Here is a 15,608-nt window from a genome sequence, read left to right on the forward strand (position 1 = left end):
GCGGTCGGGCGCGCAGGCCCGCTCAGCCGCCGGTCCGGAACACCGGCACATGGACACCGGGGGCCGGTTCGCTGAAGGTGACGTCGAGCGCCATTCCGATACGGAGGCGCTCCGGCGGGCAGTCGACGATCTCGGTCATCAGGCGCGGCCCCTCCGCCAGGTCCACCACCGCGGCAACGTAAGGGACGCGCTCCCCGAACGGCGGCAGGTCGTTCCGGTGCACCACCGACCACGTGTAGAGCGTGGCCCGCCCGCTCGCCCGCTCCCAGGTGACGTCCTCGCTCCAGCAGTGCGGGCAGAACTCGCGCGGGTAGTGGTGCGGCTTGCCGCAGGCGGCGCACCGCCTGATCAGCAGTCGGCCCCCGGCCGCCGCGGCCCAGTAGGGCGCGGTGAAGGCGTCCGGTTCCGGCAGATCGAACCGCGCGGCCGGGGCGGATACGCGTGCCCGCGCCGGGGCGGGGAGGGCTGGTTCCGTCATGTGAGAGTCCGATCAGGTGGTCGGGCAGTCGGGTGGGCGGGTGGGCGGGTGGTCGGGTGGGCGGACGGTCGGGTGACCGGGTGACCGCGTCTGGCCGGACCCTGCCGGGACAGTGCATCGCGGCCGGGCAACAGGCCCTGTGCGTAGGCCGGTTGCCGAAGGTGGGCCGGGCGCCCGCCCCGACTCGTCTCCGGGGACTCGCGCCCGCCACAGCTATCTGACGCCATGTCAGTTCAACGGATGGAAGCCGTCGTACGCAAGAGGCGTGCAGGCGTGATCAATTCGCAATCGCTTCTGCCCTTGACCGAGACCTATCAAGCGAACGGGCGATTACGCTCCGTTCCATGGACGACACGAAGGACGACCGGCCCGTCTACGTCATCGGCGCCGGGCCGGGCGGACTTGCCACTGCCGCCGCACTGCGCGAGCGCGGGGTACGGGCCGTCGTACTGGAGAAGTCCGACGACGTCGGAGCCTCCTGGCGCCGCCACTACGACCGTCTGCACCTGCACACCACCCGGCGGCTCTCGTCACTGCCGGGGCTGCCGATGCCGCGTTCCTTCGGACGCTGGGTCTCGCGGGACAACGTCGTGCGGTACCTGGCGAAGTACGCGGACCACCACGGCCTGGAGATCGTCACCGGGGTCGAGGTCACCCGCATCGACCGCGCCGACGGTTCCGGCTGGCTGCTGCACGCGACCGGCGGGCGGGAGCTGACCGGGCGCGCCGTGGTCGTGGCGACCGGTTACAACCACACCCCGAAGCTGCCCGGCTGGCCGGGCTCGGACACGTACACCGGGGAGCTGACGCACGCACGCGAGTACCGCAACGCCACCCCGTACGCGGGCCGGGACGTACTGGTGGCCGGGGTGGGGAACACCGGCGCGGAAATCGCCGTCGACCTGGTCGAGGGCGGCGCCGGGCGGGTGCGGCTCGCCGTCCGCACCGTCCCGCACATCGTCCGGCGCTCCACACTCGGCTGGCCCGCACAGCGCACCGGCATCCTGGTCCGCAGGCTCCCGACGCGGCTGGTGGACCTGGCGGGCGCGCTGATGTGCAGGATCGCGGTGCCGGACCTGGCCGCGCAGGGGCTGCCGCGGCCAGCCACGGGCCTCTACTCACGGGTACGCGAGGGCGCGATCCCCGTGCAGGACGTCGGGCTGATCGACGCGGTGCGGACCGGCCGGGTCGAACCGGTCGCCGCGGTGGCCTCCTTCGACGACGGCAAGGTCGTACTGGCCGACGGCACCCGGATCCAGCCGGACGCGGTAGTCGCGGCGACGGGCTACCGGCGGGCGCTGGAACCGCTGGTGGGGCACCTCGGCGTACTGGACGGGCGCGGGCGCCCGGTGGCGCACGGGCGCCGTACCCCCAAGCAGGCACCGGGCCTGTACTTCACCGGGTTCACCAATCCGATCAGTGGCATGTTCCGGGAACTGGCCGCCGACGCACGGAAGATCGCCTCGGCGATCGCGCGGCACTGACGGGCCCCCGTCCAGGGCGAGTACCCGGGGCGAGTATCCGGGGCGAGTGCCCGGGGCGAGCGCCCGGGGCCGGGACAGCGGCGACGGAGCGGCGCGGGCGCCACGGGAGGCTTCGGAGGGGTACGGCGGGGCGCGGAGCCGCCGCCCGGTCCCGTCAGCCCAGCCGGCGCAGGAAGGATTCGACGAGCCGCTCGGTGAAATCCGGGCCGACCGGCTCGCCCGTCACCAGGATCCGGTAGTAGAGCGGCCCCACGAGCTGGTCCGTCTCGGCCGCCACATCGAAATCCGCCGGCAGCTCCCCCCTCCGCACGGCGCGCTCCAGCGGTGCGCGGTCACGGCGGCGCTGCTCGTCGAGGTACCTGGCCCGGAAGTCCTTGGCGAACGCCGGATCGTGCTGGGCCTGGGCCATGAGCGCCCGGAAGACCGCGCCGGGATCTGATTCGCCGAGGAAACGGCCCAGCCTGCCCAGGTGGTCGTTCAGGTCGCGCGCGACATCGCCGTGGTCGGGCAGCGGCGGCTCCTCGGCCACGTCCTGCAGGAAGGCGTCCATCAGGACATCCGTCTTGGCGCTCCACCAGCGGTAGATGGTCTGCTTGGCGACACCGGCCCGAGCCGCGATGCCTTCCATCGTGACGCCCGCGAAGCCCTTCTCGGCGAGCAGGCCGTCGGCCGCCTCCAGCACGGCACTCCGGGCGATTTCGCTGCGCCCGTGCCGGTTGCCGTGGTGGCGTCGGCCCGCTGCACCGGCGCCCCCTTGTCCGGCGGTGTCCGTATCGGCTCCCATGGTGCCTCCCTCTGCCCCAGGATAGTCGGGGACCCTAGACTCAACGCAACGGTGCGTCTAGTCTAGCGATCCGGGACGGACACCCGGCCCGCTACACCGAACGAGGAGAAGACCGAGGATGTGTGCTGCCTGCGGCGTCCCCACCCACCTGGCCGCCCCGGACGCGATACCGCCCGCCGAGGCCCGGCCCACCGGGGCGCCCGCCGCCCCGCCCGGCGCCCCGCCCCCGAAGTTCGCCGCGCTGCGCAACCGTGACTGCCGTCCGTACCTCTTCGGAGCGGCCCTGGCGATGATGGCCGACAACATCGAACACGTCATCACCTACTGGGTGTTGTGGCAGACGTTCCACTCCCCGGCCCTGACCGGTTTCCAGGTCATCAGCCACTGGGTGCCGTTCCTGCTGCTGTCGATGTGGTTCGGCTCCCTCGCGGACCGCTACGACTGCCGCCGCATCATCCAGGCCGCACAGGTGCTGTTCATGGCCGTCTCGGCGACCTGGGGCGTCCTGTTCCTCACCCACTCGCTGCACATGTGGGAGGCGTGCGTCCTGCTCGTCCTGCACGGGCTGGCCGGATCCCTGTGGAGCCCCGGCGAACAGCTGATGCTGCACGACTTCGTCGGCCCGGCCGAACTGCCCAGCGCCGTAAGGCTGAACGCCACCTTCCGGAGTCTGGGGGTCCTCTTCGGGCCGGTGGTCGGGTCCGCGCTGCTGCTGGGTCTCGGCCCGACAGCGGGAATTTTCGCCAACATCGCCTTCTATCTGCCGCTGACGCTCTTCCTCTTCCGCACCCGGTTCACCGGCCACACCCGCGACCACCACAGCAGGCCGCGGGTGGGGGTGCTGGAGTCACTGCGCGTACTGCGGGAGGTGGGCGCCAACAGGACCCTGGTCAGCATGATCATCCTGGGCGGCCTCGGTTCCTTCTTCGTCGGCTCCTCGCTCCAGTCCTCCATGCCGATCTTCGCGCACGACCTCGGCGCGGGCAGCGCCGGAACCGCGTACGGGGTGCTGCTGTTCGCCAACGGCGCGGGCGGGGTCGTCGGCGGCATCGTGCTGGAGGCCACCGGGTGGGTCAAACCGCATGTGCCGGCCGCCGTGATCAGTACGGCGATCTACGGCGCGACCAGCCTGTTCTTCGCCCTCACCACCAGCTACCCACTGGCCCTTGCGCTGCTGCTGGCCGGCGGCGTCGCCAACCTGGCCTCGATGTCGATCGGCCAGACGGTCGTGCAGCTGCTCGCTCCCGCCGCCGACCGCGGCCGGGTGCTCGGCGTGTACGGCATGTCCGCCAACGGGCTGCGCGCGGGCAGCGGTTTCACCGTCGGGCTGCTGGGCTCCGCCATCGGCGTCCACGCGTCCCTGGGCTTCAGCGCCACCGCCCTCTGCGTGGGTACGACGGCGGCCGGTCTGCACGCGCTGCGGGGCCACCGCCGCGCCGTGCCGTCCGGCTGACCGGGGGGCGAGAAACGGCCGACTGCCCCATCGGGCCGCATTGGCCGGTGCCGTGCGGGGAAGTCCTCCCCGGGGCGGGTGGTGCCGCAGGGGCGCCTCCCGGGCGGCGCCCGTTCGCTCCCCCCGCCGCCGCAGTCTTTTGCGTGCAGCAGTGTTCCTGACGGGCCGTCAGTTCAGTAATCTGACTAAGTGTCAGGTAACTCGGCCATCGAGCAGGATCGGGCGGAAACGATGCTTGGATCGACTCACGGCACCCTCACCACCGACTTCCATGCGCGCGTGGTGGCCTGCGGGGAGCAGCCCCCCGTCGCCGTCCACGGCTCAGCGGCGGCGGAGGGCGACCTGGACGTCAGCGGGCGTCCGGTGCACGCCCCCGTACCGGACCTCGACCGGTTCTTCCGGCCGGGCTCGGTGGCCGTCATCGGCGCGTCCGACACCGAGGGCAGGCCCAACACCGGGATCACCCGCCAGCTGATCGCCTGGTCGGAACGGGTCGGCGCGACACTGCACCCGGTGCATCCGACCCGTACGGCCGTGTTCGGGCTGCCCTGCTCCCCTTCGGTGGCCGAGCTGCCGGGGCCCGTCGACCTCGCCGTGCTGCTGGTCGCGGACCCCCTGCCACTGATCCCCCAACTGTCGGACGCCAAAGTGAAGTTCGCGGTCGCCTTCGCCTCCGGGTTCGCCGAGACGGGCGAGCGGGGCGCGGACGCCCAGACCCGGCTGGCCGCGGCCGTCGAAGGTTCGGGGCTGCGGATGCTCGGCCCCAACACGAATCTGAACGCCTTCGAGCGGTTCCGTGACGACCTGGAGGGCCCTGCGGTCGCCCTCATCACACAGTCCGGCCATCAGGGCCGCCCCGTCTTCGCCATGCAGGAGCTGGGCATCCGGCTCTCGCACTGGGCACCCACGGGCAACGAGGCCGACCTGGAGACCGCGGACTTCATCTCGTACTTCGCCGAGCGCCCCGAGGTCGGTGCCATCGCCTGTTACGTCGAGGGCCTCAAGGACGGCCGGTCCTTCCTGCTGGCCGCGGACCGCGCGGCGCGGGCCGGGGTGCCGGTCGTAGCGGTGAAAGTGGGCCGCACGGAAGCGGGCGCCAGGTCGGCCGCTTCGCACACCGGGAAACTCACCGGCGCCGACCGGGTGGTCGACGCGGCGATGCGGCAGTACGGAGTGATCCGGGTGAACGGCCTGGACGAGCTCCAGGACACCTCGGCCCTGCTCGCCCGTGCGAGGAAACCGCAGGCCGACGGCGTGGTGGTGTACTCGATCTCCGGTGGTACGGGAGCCCACTTCGCGGATCTGGCGACGGCCGCCGGGATCGGCCTGCCGGTCCTGTCGGCGGCGAAGCAGGCGGAGCTGCACACCTGGATACCCGGGTACCTGAACGTCGCGAACCCCGTCGACAACGGCGGTCACCCGGTGGGCGACTGGCGCGGACGCAAGATCATCGACGCGATTCTGGCGGACCCCGCGGTGGGCGTGCTGATCTGTCCGATCACCGGTCCCTTCCCCCCGATGAGCGACAGGCTGGCCCAGGACCTGGTGGACGCGGCGGAGGCCACGGAGAAGCTGGTGTGCGTGGTGTGGGGGTCACCCGTGGGCACGGAGGAGGCGTACCGCACGACGCTGCTGGGCTCGTCGCGGGTGGCCACCTTCCGTACCTTCGGCAACTGCGTCACCGCGGTGAAGGCCTACCTGGACCACCACCGCTTCACCACCGGCTACCGCTCCCCCTTCGACGAGGCCCCCCGGACCCCCTCGCCCTCCTACCGCAAAGCTCAGGCCCTGATGCGCCCCCACCAGCAGCTGAGCGAGCACGCGGCGAAGCAGCTGCTGCGGGCGTACGGGATCCGGGTCCCGCGCGAACAGCTGGTGACCAGCGCTGCGGCGGCGGTCCGGGCCGCGGGACAGGTCGGCTACCCGGTCGTCATGAAGGCGTCCGGCGCGCAGCTGGGGCACAAGACCGAACTGGGCCTGGTGAAGGTCGGCCTGACCTCGGCGAGCCAGGTGCGGGACGCGTACCGGGAGCTGAGCGACATCGCCCGCTACGAGGCGGTCGACCTGGACGGCATCCTGGTCTGCCAGATGGTGCAGCGGGGCGTGGAGATGGTCGTGGGCGTCACCACCGACGCACTCTTCGGCCCGACGGTGACGGTGGGACTCGGCGGGGTCCTGGTGGAGCTCCTGGACGACACGTCCGTACGCGTACCGCCCTTCGGCGAGGACCAGGCGCGCACGATGCTCGCCGAACTCCGCGGCCATGCCCTGCTGGAGGGTGGCGTCCGTGGGGCGCCCCCGGCGGACGTGGACGCGCTGGTCGAGGTGGTGCTGCGGATCCAGCGCATGGCCCTTGAGCTGGGCGACCAGCTGGCGGAGCTGGACGTGAACCCGCTGATGGTGCTGGGCCGCGGACAGGGCGCGGTGGCACTGGACGCGCTGGCGGTCTGCCGGTGAGGGGAGCGGGGCCCCGGTTCGCAGCACCGGGGCCCCGCTCCGGCTCCCGCTCCTCAGGCCCTGGAGGGGCTGCATCCCCGGCGCCGCCCGGCCCCGGCTCCGATCCGAAAGGCGACCGACCCCATGCCGCTTCCCCCCGAGGATGAAGAGATCCTCCACATCACGGCGGACCATGTCTCCACCATCACCCTCAACCGTCCGGGAGCGATGAACGCGCTCACCTGGGACCAGCGCGAACGGGTCATCGCCCTGCTGGCAGCCGCCTCCGCCGACCCCGGCATCCGCGCGGTGGTCCTCACCGCGACCGGCCGGGGCTTCTGCGCGGGCGCCGACCTGCGGGGCGGCCCGCGCCCCCCGGCCGAACGCGTCGCGGGCGACGTGGCCCGCACGATCCGGCTCGGCGCGCAGCGCCTCATCGCGGCCGTGCTGGACTGCGAGAAGCCGGTGATCGCCGCCGTCAACGGCACAGCGGCCGGCCTGGGCGCACAACTCGCCCTCGCCTGCGACCTCGTACTGGCCGCGGAGTCGGCCCGCTTCATCGAGGTCTTCGCCCGCCGCGGTCTCGTCCCGGACGGCGGTGGCGCCTATCTGCTCCCCCGCCTGATCGGCCCGCACCGCGCCAAGGAGCTGATGTTCTTCGGCGACGCGCTCGCCGCGGCGGAAGCCGAACGCATCGGCCTGGTCAACCGGGTGGTGCCGGACGAGGAGCTGCGGAAGACGGCCCAGGAGTGGGCCGCCCGGCTGGCCCAGGGCCCCACCCGGGCCCTGGCCCTCACCAAGCACCTGGTGAACGCCTCACTGGAATCGGACCGCGCCACGGCCTTCGCGGCGGAGGCGGCGGCCCAGGAGATCAACATGACGACGGCGGACGCGAACGAGGGCGTAGCAGCCTTCGTGGAACGCAGGACGCCGGTGTACCGGGGGCGGTAGGCATGGTGAGAGGCCCCCCTCGGACGCGGTACGCGCAATGCACACCCCTTCACATCTGACACGCCGTCAGTTTCAATACGGAGATGATGGGACACGCAGGGATGGCGGTCGCCGCCGTCCGATATCTCAGGTCGGTAGGCGCCCCGACGGCCACCGGGCCGGTCGATCCGCTCCCGCGTCCCGATCTGCGGGCCGTGGCCGACGGCGAGAGGCCGCCGGTCGGCCCGGGTGAATTCCGGCGGGTCCTGGGCCACTTCGCCAGCGGCGTCACCGTCATCACCGCGCAGGACGACGGCGGGCCCGCCGGTTTCGCCTGCCAGTCCTTCGCATCCCTCTCGCTGGACCCGCCGCTCGTCGCCTTCATGGTGGCCCGTACGTCGACGACCTGGCCGCGCATCGCGCGCGCCGGGACCTTCTGCGTCAACATCCTCGGCTCGGACCAGGGCGGTCTCTGCCGCGCCTTCGCGGTGAGCGGCGCGGACAAGTTCGCGGGCGTGGCCCACGAGCCGGCCCCGGTGACGGGGGCGCCGCTGCTCTCCGGCGTACCGGCGTGGGTCGACTGCCGCATCCATGCCGTGCACACGGGCGGCGACCATCTGATCGTGGTGGGCCGGGTGGAGGCGCTGGGCGGATCCGCCGAGGGCTCCCCGCTCCTCTTCCACCGGGGCGCCTTCGGCCGCTTCGCGTCCTGAACCTTCGGCCGCTTCGCGTCCTGACCGTCCGCCCCCTTTCCCCTCCTCCCCCGCCTCCGGGCTCAGGCAGCCGCTCCCGCCACCGCGCCCGTACCAGCCGTACCCGCCGGCCGGTCCGCACGCGGCCTGAGCATCAGAGCCATCAGGGCCGCCGCCGCGCACAGCGCACCGGACGCGTACCAGATCACGTCGTACGAGCCGAAGACGTCCCGCACCACGCCCCCCAGGTACGCGACCAGCGCCGCGCCCACCTGGTGCGAGGCGAGTACCCAGCCGAAGACGATGGCGCTGTCCTCGCCGTAGTGTTCGCGGCACAGGGCGAGCGTCGGGGGCACGGTCGCGACCCAGTCCAGGCCGTAGAAGACGATGAAGAGAACCATCGGCGGGTGGACGGAAGGCGCCAGCAGCAGCGGCAGGATGAGCAGCGAGACCCCGCGCAGCGCGTAGTAGACAGCCAGCAGCCGGCGGGGTTCGAAGCGGTCCGTGAACCAGCCGGACGCGATCGTGCCCACGACATCGAAGACGCCGATCACCGCCAGCAGCGACGCGGCGGCCGTGACCGGCATGCCGTGGTCGTGCGCCGCCGGGACGAAGTGGGTCTTCACCAGGCCGTTGGTGGACGCCCCGCAGATCGCGAACGTCCCGGCGAGCAGCCAGAAAGGACCGGTCCTGGCCGCCCTGGCCAGCGCCCCGATCGCCCGCCGTGCGGCCCCCGACACCGGTGGCGGCTTCGGTACGAACTCCTCGGCCCCGTAGGCCGACTGTCCCACGTCCGCGGGATGGTCCCGCAGCAGGATCCACACCAGGGGTACCACCGCCAGCGCCGCGAGCGCCACGGTGACGGCGGCGGGGCGCCAGCCCTGGTGCACGACCAGCCACGAGAGGACCGGCAGGAAGACGAGCTGGCCCGACGCGCTCGCCGCCGTGAGAACACCGCTGACCAGCCCTCGCCTGGCAACGAACCACCGATTGGTCACCGTCGCCGCGAACGCCAGCGCCATCGACCCGCTGCCAAGGCCGACCAGCACGCCCCAGTAGAGCATCAGTTGCCATGCTGTCGTCATCCACACCGTGAGCATCGAGCCCACCGAGATGACGGTGAGCGCGACGGCCACCACGCGGCGGATCCCGAAGCGGTCCATCAGCGCAGCGGCGAACGGCGCCGTCAGCCCGTACAGCGCGAGGTTCACCGAGACCGCGAGGCCGATCGTGCCGCGCGACCAGTGGAACTCATCATGCAGGGGGTCGATCAGCAGCCCCGGCAGCGAGGCGAAGGCCGCTGCGCCGATGATCGTCACAAAGGTGACCGCGGCCACGAACCAGGCGCGGTGCACCCGCGGTCGGCGGCGGACCGGGGACGGTGGCCGCGGCCCGCGCTGGGTGGCGTGGGGTTCCGATGTCTGAGTCACACGTTCAGCATCACCGGGCAGGCCCCAGCCGCGTGAGTGGCCGGGAGGACAGCATTCGATACGATCGGGCCACGACACTCGGACCTATCGCAACTCCTCCCCCTTGCGCCTCAGTCCCCTGATCGCCGGAACCGCGAACAACACCGCGCACACCAGCACGTTGATCGCCATTCCGGTCACCAGGACCCGCTTGACGCCGACCGCGTCGGCGACCGGGCCGGCCAGTGCCCGCCCGACCGCGAGCATGATCAGCGACCCGGCCACGTCATAGGCGTGCAGCCGGTTGAGCGCCTCGGTGGGTACGTGCGTCTGGACCGTGGTCGACCACATGACCAGCCAGAACGCGAACGCCACGCCGCCGACGAAGAATCCGGCGGACAGCAGCGCGAGCGGTACGTCGTACGCCAGGACCAGCAGGTTGGCGATGACCCCGAACAGCGCGAAGGTGCCCGCGAAGAGCGGGCGCCGGGGCCGCGCGCGCATGGCGATCAGCCCGCCGACCGCGTTGCCCGCGCCGTTGACCGTCATCATGAGCCCGTAGACGGCCGAACTGTGCCGCTCGGTGACCACGACTGCTTCGAGCGGGGTCAGCGGCCCGAGCACCGTCACCCCGTACACGGTCCAGACCGCGATGACCCCCCAGAGCCAGTTGCGGGCCCTGAACTCCCGCCAGCCGCCCACGATCTCAGCGACGAGCGTCTCGCCGTGCGTACGGGCCATCGGCGCCATCCGGATGAGGAAGAGGCAGGCACCACTGACCGCGAAGGTCGCCGCGTTCACACCGAAGACGGTGCCGGGCCCGCCCACTCCCGCCAGCGCGCCCGCCGCCGCCGGGCCGGCCATCGTCGTCAGCGACTCGGCGACCCGCAGCAGCGCGTTGCCGCGCTGCACGTCGGGCACCACCCTGGGCAGCATGCTGGCGACTCCCGGCTGGAAGAGCGCGGCACCCAGGCCGTTGACCGCGCTCAGCCCGTACACGAGCCAGAGCGGCGGCGCGCCCGCCACGAAGACCACCGCGAGCACCGTGGTCGCCACCAGCCGCATCGCGTCGGCGAGCACCATCATCCGGCGCGGTGTGAACCGGTCGGCCAGCACCCCGCCCACGATCACGAAGCCGGCGAAGCACACCATCCAGGCGCCGAGGGCGAAACTGACCGACGAGGCGCCGTGTCCGGTGTCCAGCAGGCCTGCGGCCAGGGCCACCGGGACCATGCCGTCGCCGAATCTGGCCACCGTGCGGGCGCTGAAGAAGAAGCGGAAGTTACGGTTCCAGAGACCCGGAGACCCGGCCGCCGGCCCGCCCGGCGGTGCGGTATGCGGCCCGGCCTGTGCGGTATGCGGCCCGGCCTGTGCGGTATGCGGCCCGGCCTGTGCGGGCGGAACGAGGGTCGTGCGGGAAATGACCTGGTCGGTCGGGTGCTTATCAGTCACAGTGTCTGATGCATATCAAGGACAGGTCTGGACCACCAGACCCGTCTCATCGGCCGCCGCCCCGTTCGGGCCGGCGCCGCCCGTACCGACCAGGGAGGTCCCGTGCCCCGTCCGAACCCACGTCCGCACCGCGTCGTCGTGCTCGCACTGGACGGGCTGCTCCCCTTCGAACTAGGCATTCCGCACCGCATCTTCACCCGCCCCCGGGACGCCGCGGGCAATCCGCTGTACGAGGTGGTGACCTGCTCGGTCCGCCCGCCGGGTCCGGTCCGCACCGACGCCGACTTCTCGATCATGGCCGAGTACGGCCCGGAGGCGCTGGCCACCGCGGACACGGTCGTCGTCCCCGCCTCGTTCGAACTGGGCCCGGTGTACGAGGCGGGCCGGCTGACCGACGAACTGGCCGCGGCCCTCGGCCGCATCAGACCCGGCACCAGGCTCGTCTCCATCTGCACCGGCAGCTTCGTACTGGCCGCCGCCGGATATCTGGACGGCCGCCCCGCCACCACGCACTGGTCGTCCGCCGCACGCTTCCAGCGGTTGTTCCCCTCGGTCCTGGTCGATCCGGACGTGCTGTTCATCGACGACGGCGACGTCCTGACATCGGCGGGCGTGGCGGCGGGCATAGACCTCTGCCTGCACATCGTGCGCCGCGACCACGGAACGGCGGTGGCGAACGACGTGGCGCGCCACACCGTCGTCCCGCCGCACCGGGACGGCGGCCAGGCCCAGTACATCGAGCGCCCCCTGCCCGACGAGCGGTCGGCGACGACGACCGCCGCCAGGGCCTGGGCGCTCGACCGGCTGCACGAACCGATCCAGCTGCGGGACATGGCCGCGCAGGAGTCGATGTCCGTACGCACCTTCACCCGCAGATTCCGCGAGGAGGCCGGAATCAGCCCCGGCCAGTGGCTCACCCAGCAGCGGGTCGAGCGTGCCCGGTACCTCCTGGAGTCCTCGGACCTCTCGGTCGACCAAGTGGCCCGGGACGCGGGCTTCGGCACCGCCCAGTCCATGCGCCAGCACCTCCAGTCGGCGCTGGGCGTCCCGCCGACGGTGTACCGGCGTACGTTCCGGACACGGGCCACGGCCTGAGGCGCACGGCCGGCTCCGGACGCCCCCCGGCGCCCGGCGCCGCCATCCGGCTCCGGACGGCTCCCGCCGGTTCCGGACGACGGGACCTAGCCCACCACTTCGACGCCCGGCCGTTCCGCCCGCACCTGGAGCCGGGCGAGCGTGCTGGCCGTGGCCTTCTTGCTGACCACCGTGTCCACCACCCGCACCTGGGCGTCCACCGACGTCTCCCCGATGTCGAACAGGTGGTAGCCGCGGTGCGCGTCGATGACCTTCCAGTGCGGGTTGTCCGCCTTCAGCGGGTCCCACTGCTCGTGGAAGACGGCCTGGTCCTGGTCGCCGCTGCTGGAGATGGACGTACCCACGAACTCCGCTCCGACCACTGCGGACTTCGGGTCGGCGAAGTCCTTCTTGAGATCGCTGATCATCGTCAGGTGGCGGTCGCCCGAGAGCACCAGGGGATTGCGTACCGACTGGAACTGCCGCATCAGCGCGTTCCGTTCGACCTGGTAGCCGTCCCAGGCGTCGTAGTACCAGAGCTTGCCCGCGCCGGGCAGGAGGTCGGTCTCGGCCATCATGATCTGGGAGGCGATGACGTTCCACCGCGCCGGTGACCGGGTCAGCCCCTGCAGCAGCCAGTCCTTCTGGGCCGCGCCCAGCATCGTGCGGGCCGGGTCCTCGGCACCCGCCTGGGTCGCGGCCTGGTCGGTCCGGAACTGGCGGGTGTCGAGCATGTTCAGCCGGACGAGCCGCCCGTAGTCGAAGCGCCGGTACATCTGGATGTGCGGGCCGTCGGGCACCGCGGCGGCCCGCACCGGCATGTGCTCGTAGTACGCCTGGTACGCGGCGGTGAGCCGGGCGACGAAGGCGTCGTGCGACTGCTTCGCCGGGTCCTGCGGCACCTCGCCCGCGAAGTCGTTGTCGACCTCGTGGTCGTCGAAGGTCACCACCCAGGGCGCGTACGCCTGCATCGCCTGGAGGTCCGGGTCGGTCCGGTACTGGGCGTAGCGGTTGCGGTACTCGTCCAGCGTGTACGGCTCGCCCTTGCCGGTGTGGAGCCGTACCGAGCCTGCCGCCGGGGCGGACTCGTAGATGTAGTCGCCGACGAAGAGCACCAGGTCGGGGTCTTGTGCGCGCATGTCGGCGTAGGGCGTGAAGTAGCCGTGCTGCCAGTTCTGGCAGGAGGCGAGCGCGATACGCAGGGTGCCGCCCGCCGTGAGCGGCGACGGCGCGGTGTGGGTGCGGCCGACGGCGGAGATCTGCCCGTCGCAGCGGAAGCGGTACCAGTACTGGCGGCCGGGCCTGAGGCCCTTGGCGTCGGCGTGCACGCTGTGCGCCAGCGCCGGGACCGCCCGCTCCGTGCCGCTCCGCACGATCTTGGTGAACTTCGCGTCGTCGGCGACCTGCCACTCGACGGTGACGGGGGCGTCGGGCATGCCGCCGCCGTTCAGCGGGTCGGGCGCGAGGCGGGTCCACAGCACGACCGCGTCCGGCAGCGGATCGCCCGACCCGACACCGAGTCCGAACAACCCGTCAGGGAGTCTCGCCGCCGCGGCGGAGGAGGCGGACACGGCGGTACCGGCGGCTGCGGCGGACGCGCTGCCGGAGAGCGGAAGCTGGGCGGCGGCGGCCACGCCGAGCGCGGCGGCCGATCCTGCGAGGAACCTGCGGCGGCCGGTGAGAGCGGAGCGTGCTGCGTCGTCTGCGGACATACGGATTGACTCCCTGGCTCCTGTGGGGTCTCTTGTCGCGCTTGAGATTCACAGGACGAGGTGGCCGAGGGGCTGAACGCCACGCATCGTGCGCATGACAGTTCCCGGAAGCATCGGACCGGCGGCGCCCGGCCGCACGAAATACCTTGGGCCACCTGGCCTCTACGGCTTCCGCGCCGGGAGGGCAAGCCGAATTCCGGCTGAATCGCGACTGCTCCGTACGGGACAGAAAGTTGGCCCGAATGGGCGGCTGGGGCAGCCGCTTCCGCTCGTTCGCCTCTCGGTAGGGTGACCGCCCATGGCGCTTCCCCCCGACACATCCGCGACCCCGCACGACCCCGGTGCGGACCCCGCCGCACACGCCGCCGCCGACCCGGGAACACTCGCCCCCGTGACGATCCCGGCTCCTGCCTCCGGCGACGGCCCGGTGGCCCCGGCCGCTCCGTCCGGTGCCGCGGCGCTGCCGTCGCTCTGGCGTGACCGGCGGTTCGCACTGCTCGCTTCCGCGCGGACCGTCTCGGTGCTGGGCAACGCCTTCGCCCGGGTGGCGCTGGCCTTCGCCGTGCTCTCGCTGCCGGGTGCCACCCCCGGGCGGCTGTCGCTGGTACTCGCCTGCCAGGCGCTGCCGCAACTCGCCCTCATCCTGGTCGGCGGCGTCATCGCGGACCGGATGTCCCGCTCCCGGCTGATGGTGATCGCGGACTGCCTGGGGGCCGCCGCGTACGGCGGACTCGCCGCGATGGTGCTCACCGGTCATGCGCCGCTGACGGCGATGTGCCTGCTGGCGGTGGTGGCCGGCACAGCGACCGCGCTGTTCGCTCCCGCGATGTCCGGAGTCGTCCCGCAGATCGTTCCCGCCGCGCGGCTCCAGCAGGCCAACGCCTCACTGCGGATCGGTACGAACGGCGCGATGCTGCTCGGGCTCGCGCTCTCCGGCGCGGCCGTCGCGCGGTTCGGCGCGGGCTGGGCACTCGCCCTCGACTCCGCGTCCTTCGTGGTGAGCGCGGGGCTCGTCCGGGGGCTGCGGCTGACGACGGCCGCGCGGGCCGCGTCGTCCGGCTGGGCCGATCTGCGGGACGGCTGGCAGGAGTTCGTCTCCCGGCAGTGGCTGTGGGTCGTGGTCTGCCAGGCCGCCGTCATGGTGGCCGCCACCTCCGCGACGGCCGGAGTCCTCGGGCCGCTGGAGGCTCAGGCGCACCTCGGCGGGCCCCGCGCCTGGTCCGCCATCGTCGCCGCGCAGGCGGTGGGGACCGTCGCCGGGGCCTCGTTCGCCCTGCGGCTGCGGGTGCGCCGCCCCATCCTGGTGGCGGTGCTGGCGGTCTTCCCCGTGGCGGCGCCGATGGCGCTGCTGGCCTCCGGCACACCGGTCTGGGGGGTCTGTGTGGCGATGTTCTGCTCGGGCCTCTCCAGCGATGTGTTCGGCGCGCTGTGGGAGACCACGATGCAGCGGGAGATCCCCGAGGAGATCCTGTCGCGGGTCAGCTCCTACGACTGGTTCGGCTCCCTCGCCCTGGCCCCGCTGGGGCTGGTGGCCGCGGGGCCGGTCGCGGCGGCCGTCGGCCCCCGCGCCGCACTCGCCGGATGCGCGGGGTTCACGGTGCTGGCCACCTGCGGTGCGCTGTTGGCGCCGCAGGTGAGGACGTTGCGCGCGCCGCCCCCGTGCGACGGCTGAGCCCTCCGGGGGCTCCGCCCCGCTGCCGGGCC

Annotated in this window: 12 protein-coding genes; 7 read left to right on the top strand and 5 right to left on the bottom strand. The window is 72.5% G+C overall.

The genetic code is table 11. The features are described from left to right. Positions 1-22: 22 nt before the first annotated feature. On the bottom strand, positions 23-478 hold the full coding sequence (locus OG917_RS14815) for a Zn-ribbon domain-containing OB-fold protein (RefSeq protein ID WP_328318071.1): 456 nt from the start codon (positions 476-478) through the stop codon (positions 23-25). A gap of 344 nt (positions 479-822) precedes the next feature. Between OG917_RS14815 and OG917_RS14820 the strand changes: the two genes are divergently transcribed. Next, positions 823-1,962, top strand: a complete 1,140-nt coding sequence (locus OG917_RS14820) for a flavin-containing monooxygenase (protein WP_328318072.1) — start codon at positions 823-825, stop codon at positions 1,960-1,962. A gap of 154 nt (positions 1,963-2,116) precedes the next feature. On the opposite strand, the gene OG917_RS14825 is transcribed toward OG917_RS14820, so the two are convergent. After that, the gene (locus tag OG917_RS14825; RefSeq protein WP_328318073.1) at positions 2,117-2,746 is read right to left on the bottom strand and encodes a TetR/AcrR family transcriptional regulator; all 630 of its coding nucleotides are present in this window, start codon (positions 2,744-2,746) and stop codon (positions 2,117-2,119) included. 118 nt (positions 2,747-2,864) lie between these two features. On the opposite strand from OG917_RS14825, the gene OG917_RS14830 reads away from it, so the two are divergent. From OG917_RS14830 to OG917_RS14845, 4 genes are all read left to right on the top strand, one after another. Beyond that, positions 2,865-4,199, top strand: a complete 1,335-nt coding sequence (locus OG917_RS14830; RefSeq protein WP_328318074.1) for an MFS transporter — start codon at positions 2,865-2,867, stop codon at positions 4,197-4,199. Between the two features lie 231 nt (positions 4,200-4,430). Beyond that, positions 4,431-6,656 (top strand): acetate--CoA ligase family protein, encoded by a 2,226-nt coding sequence (locus tag OG917_RS14835; RefSeq protein WP_328318075.1) that lies wholly within the window; start codon positions 4,431-4,433, stop codon positions 6,654-6,656. A 123-nt stretch (positions 6,657-6,779) separates the two neighbouring features. Further along, positions 6,780-7,586 carry an enoyl-CoA hydratase/isomerase family protein gene (locus tag OG917_RS14840; protein ID WP_328318076.1) on the top strand — a complete coding sequence of 269 codons (807 nt, stop codon included), beginning with the start codon at positions 6,780-6,782 and terminating at the stop codon, positions 7,584-7,586. Positions 7,587-7,687: 101 nt separating this feature from the next. Continuing rightward, positions 7,688-8,278, top strand: coding sequence for a flavin reductase family protein (locus OG917_RS14845; RefSeq protein WP_328321889.1), 591 nt, complete (start codon positions 7,688-7,690; stop codon positions 8,276-8,278). Between the two features lie 62 nt (positions 8,279-8,340). On the opposite strand, the gene OG917_RS14850 is transcribed toward OG917_RS14845, so the two are convergent. Together OG917_RS14850 and OG917_RS14855 are read right to left on the bottom strand one after the other, a co-directional pair. Then, a complete protein-coding gene (locus OG917_RS14850; protein ID WP_328318077.1) occupies positions 8,341-9,687 on the bottom strand; it encodes an MFS transporter in 1,347 nt (448 codons plus the stop codon). An 84-nt stretch (positions 9,688-9,771) separates the two neighbouring features. Then, a complete protein-coding gene (locus OG917_RS14855) occupies positions 9,772-11,118 on the bottom strand; it encodes an MFS transporter (RefSeq protein ID WP_328318078.1) in 1,347 nt (448 codons plus the stop codon). Positions 11,119-11,220: 102 nt separating this feature from the next. On the opposite strand from OG917_RS14855, the gene OG917_RS14860 reads away from it, so the two are divergent. Next, positions 11,221-12,213, top strand: a complete 993-nt coding sequence (locus tag OG917_RS14860; protein WP_328318079.1) for a GlxA family transcriptional regulator — start codon at positions 11,221-11,223, stop codon at positions 12,211-12,213. Between the two features lie 86 nt (positions 12,214-12,299). Here OG917_RS14860 and OG917_RS14865 read toward each other — a convergent pair whose 3' ends face one another. Next, entirely contained in the window at positions 12,300-13,904 is a 1,605-nt protein-coding gene (locus OG917_RS14865; protein ID WP_328318080.1) for an alkaline phosphatase D family protein, read from the bottom strand. Positions 13,905-14,202: 298 nt separating this feature from the next. Here OG917_RS14865 and OG917_RS14870 point away from each other — a divergent pair, with 298 nt between their 5' ends. Continuing rightward, the gene (locus OG917_RS14870; RefSeq protein WP_328318081.1) at positions 14,203-15,576 is read left to right on the top strand and encodes an MFS transporter; all 1,374 of its coding nucleotides are present in this window, start codon (positions 14,203-14,205) and stop codon (positions 15,574-15,576) included. The last annotated feature ends 32 nt before the right edge of the window (positions 15,577-15,608 follow it).

This window comes from Streptomyces sp. NBC_00388 (assembly GCF_036061255.1).
In the GTDB taxonomy this organism is placed as follows: Bacteria; Actinomycetota; Actinomycetes; order Streptomycetales; family Streptomycetaceae; genus Streptomyces.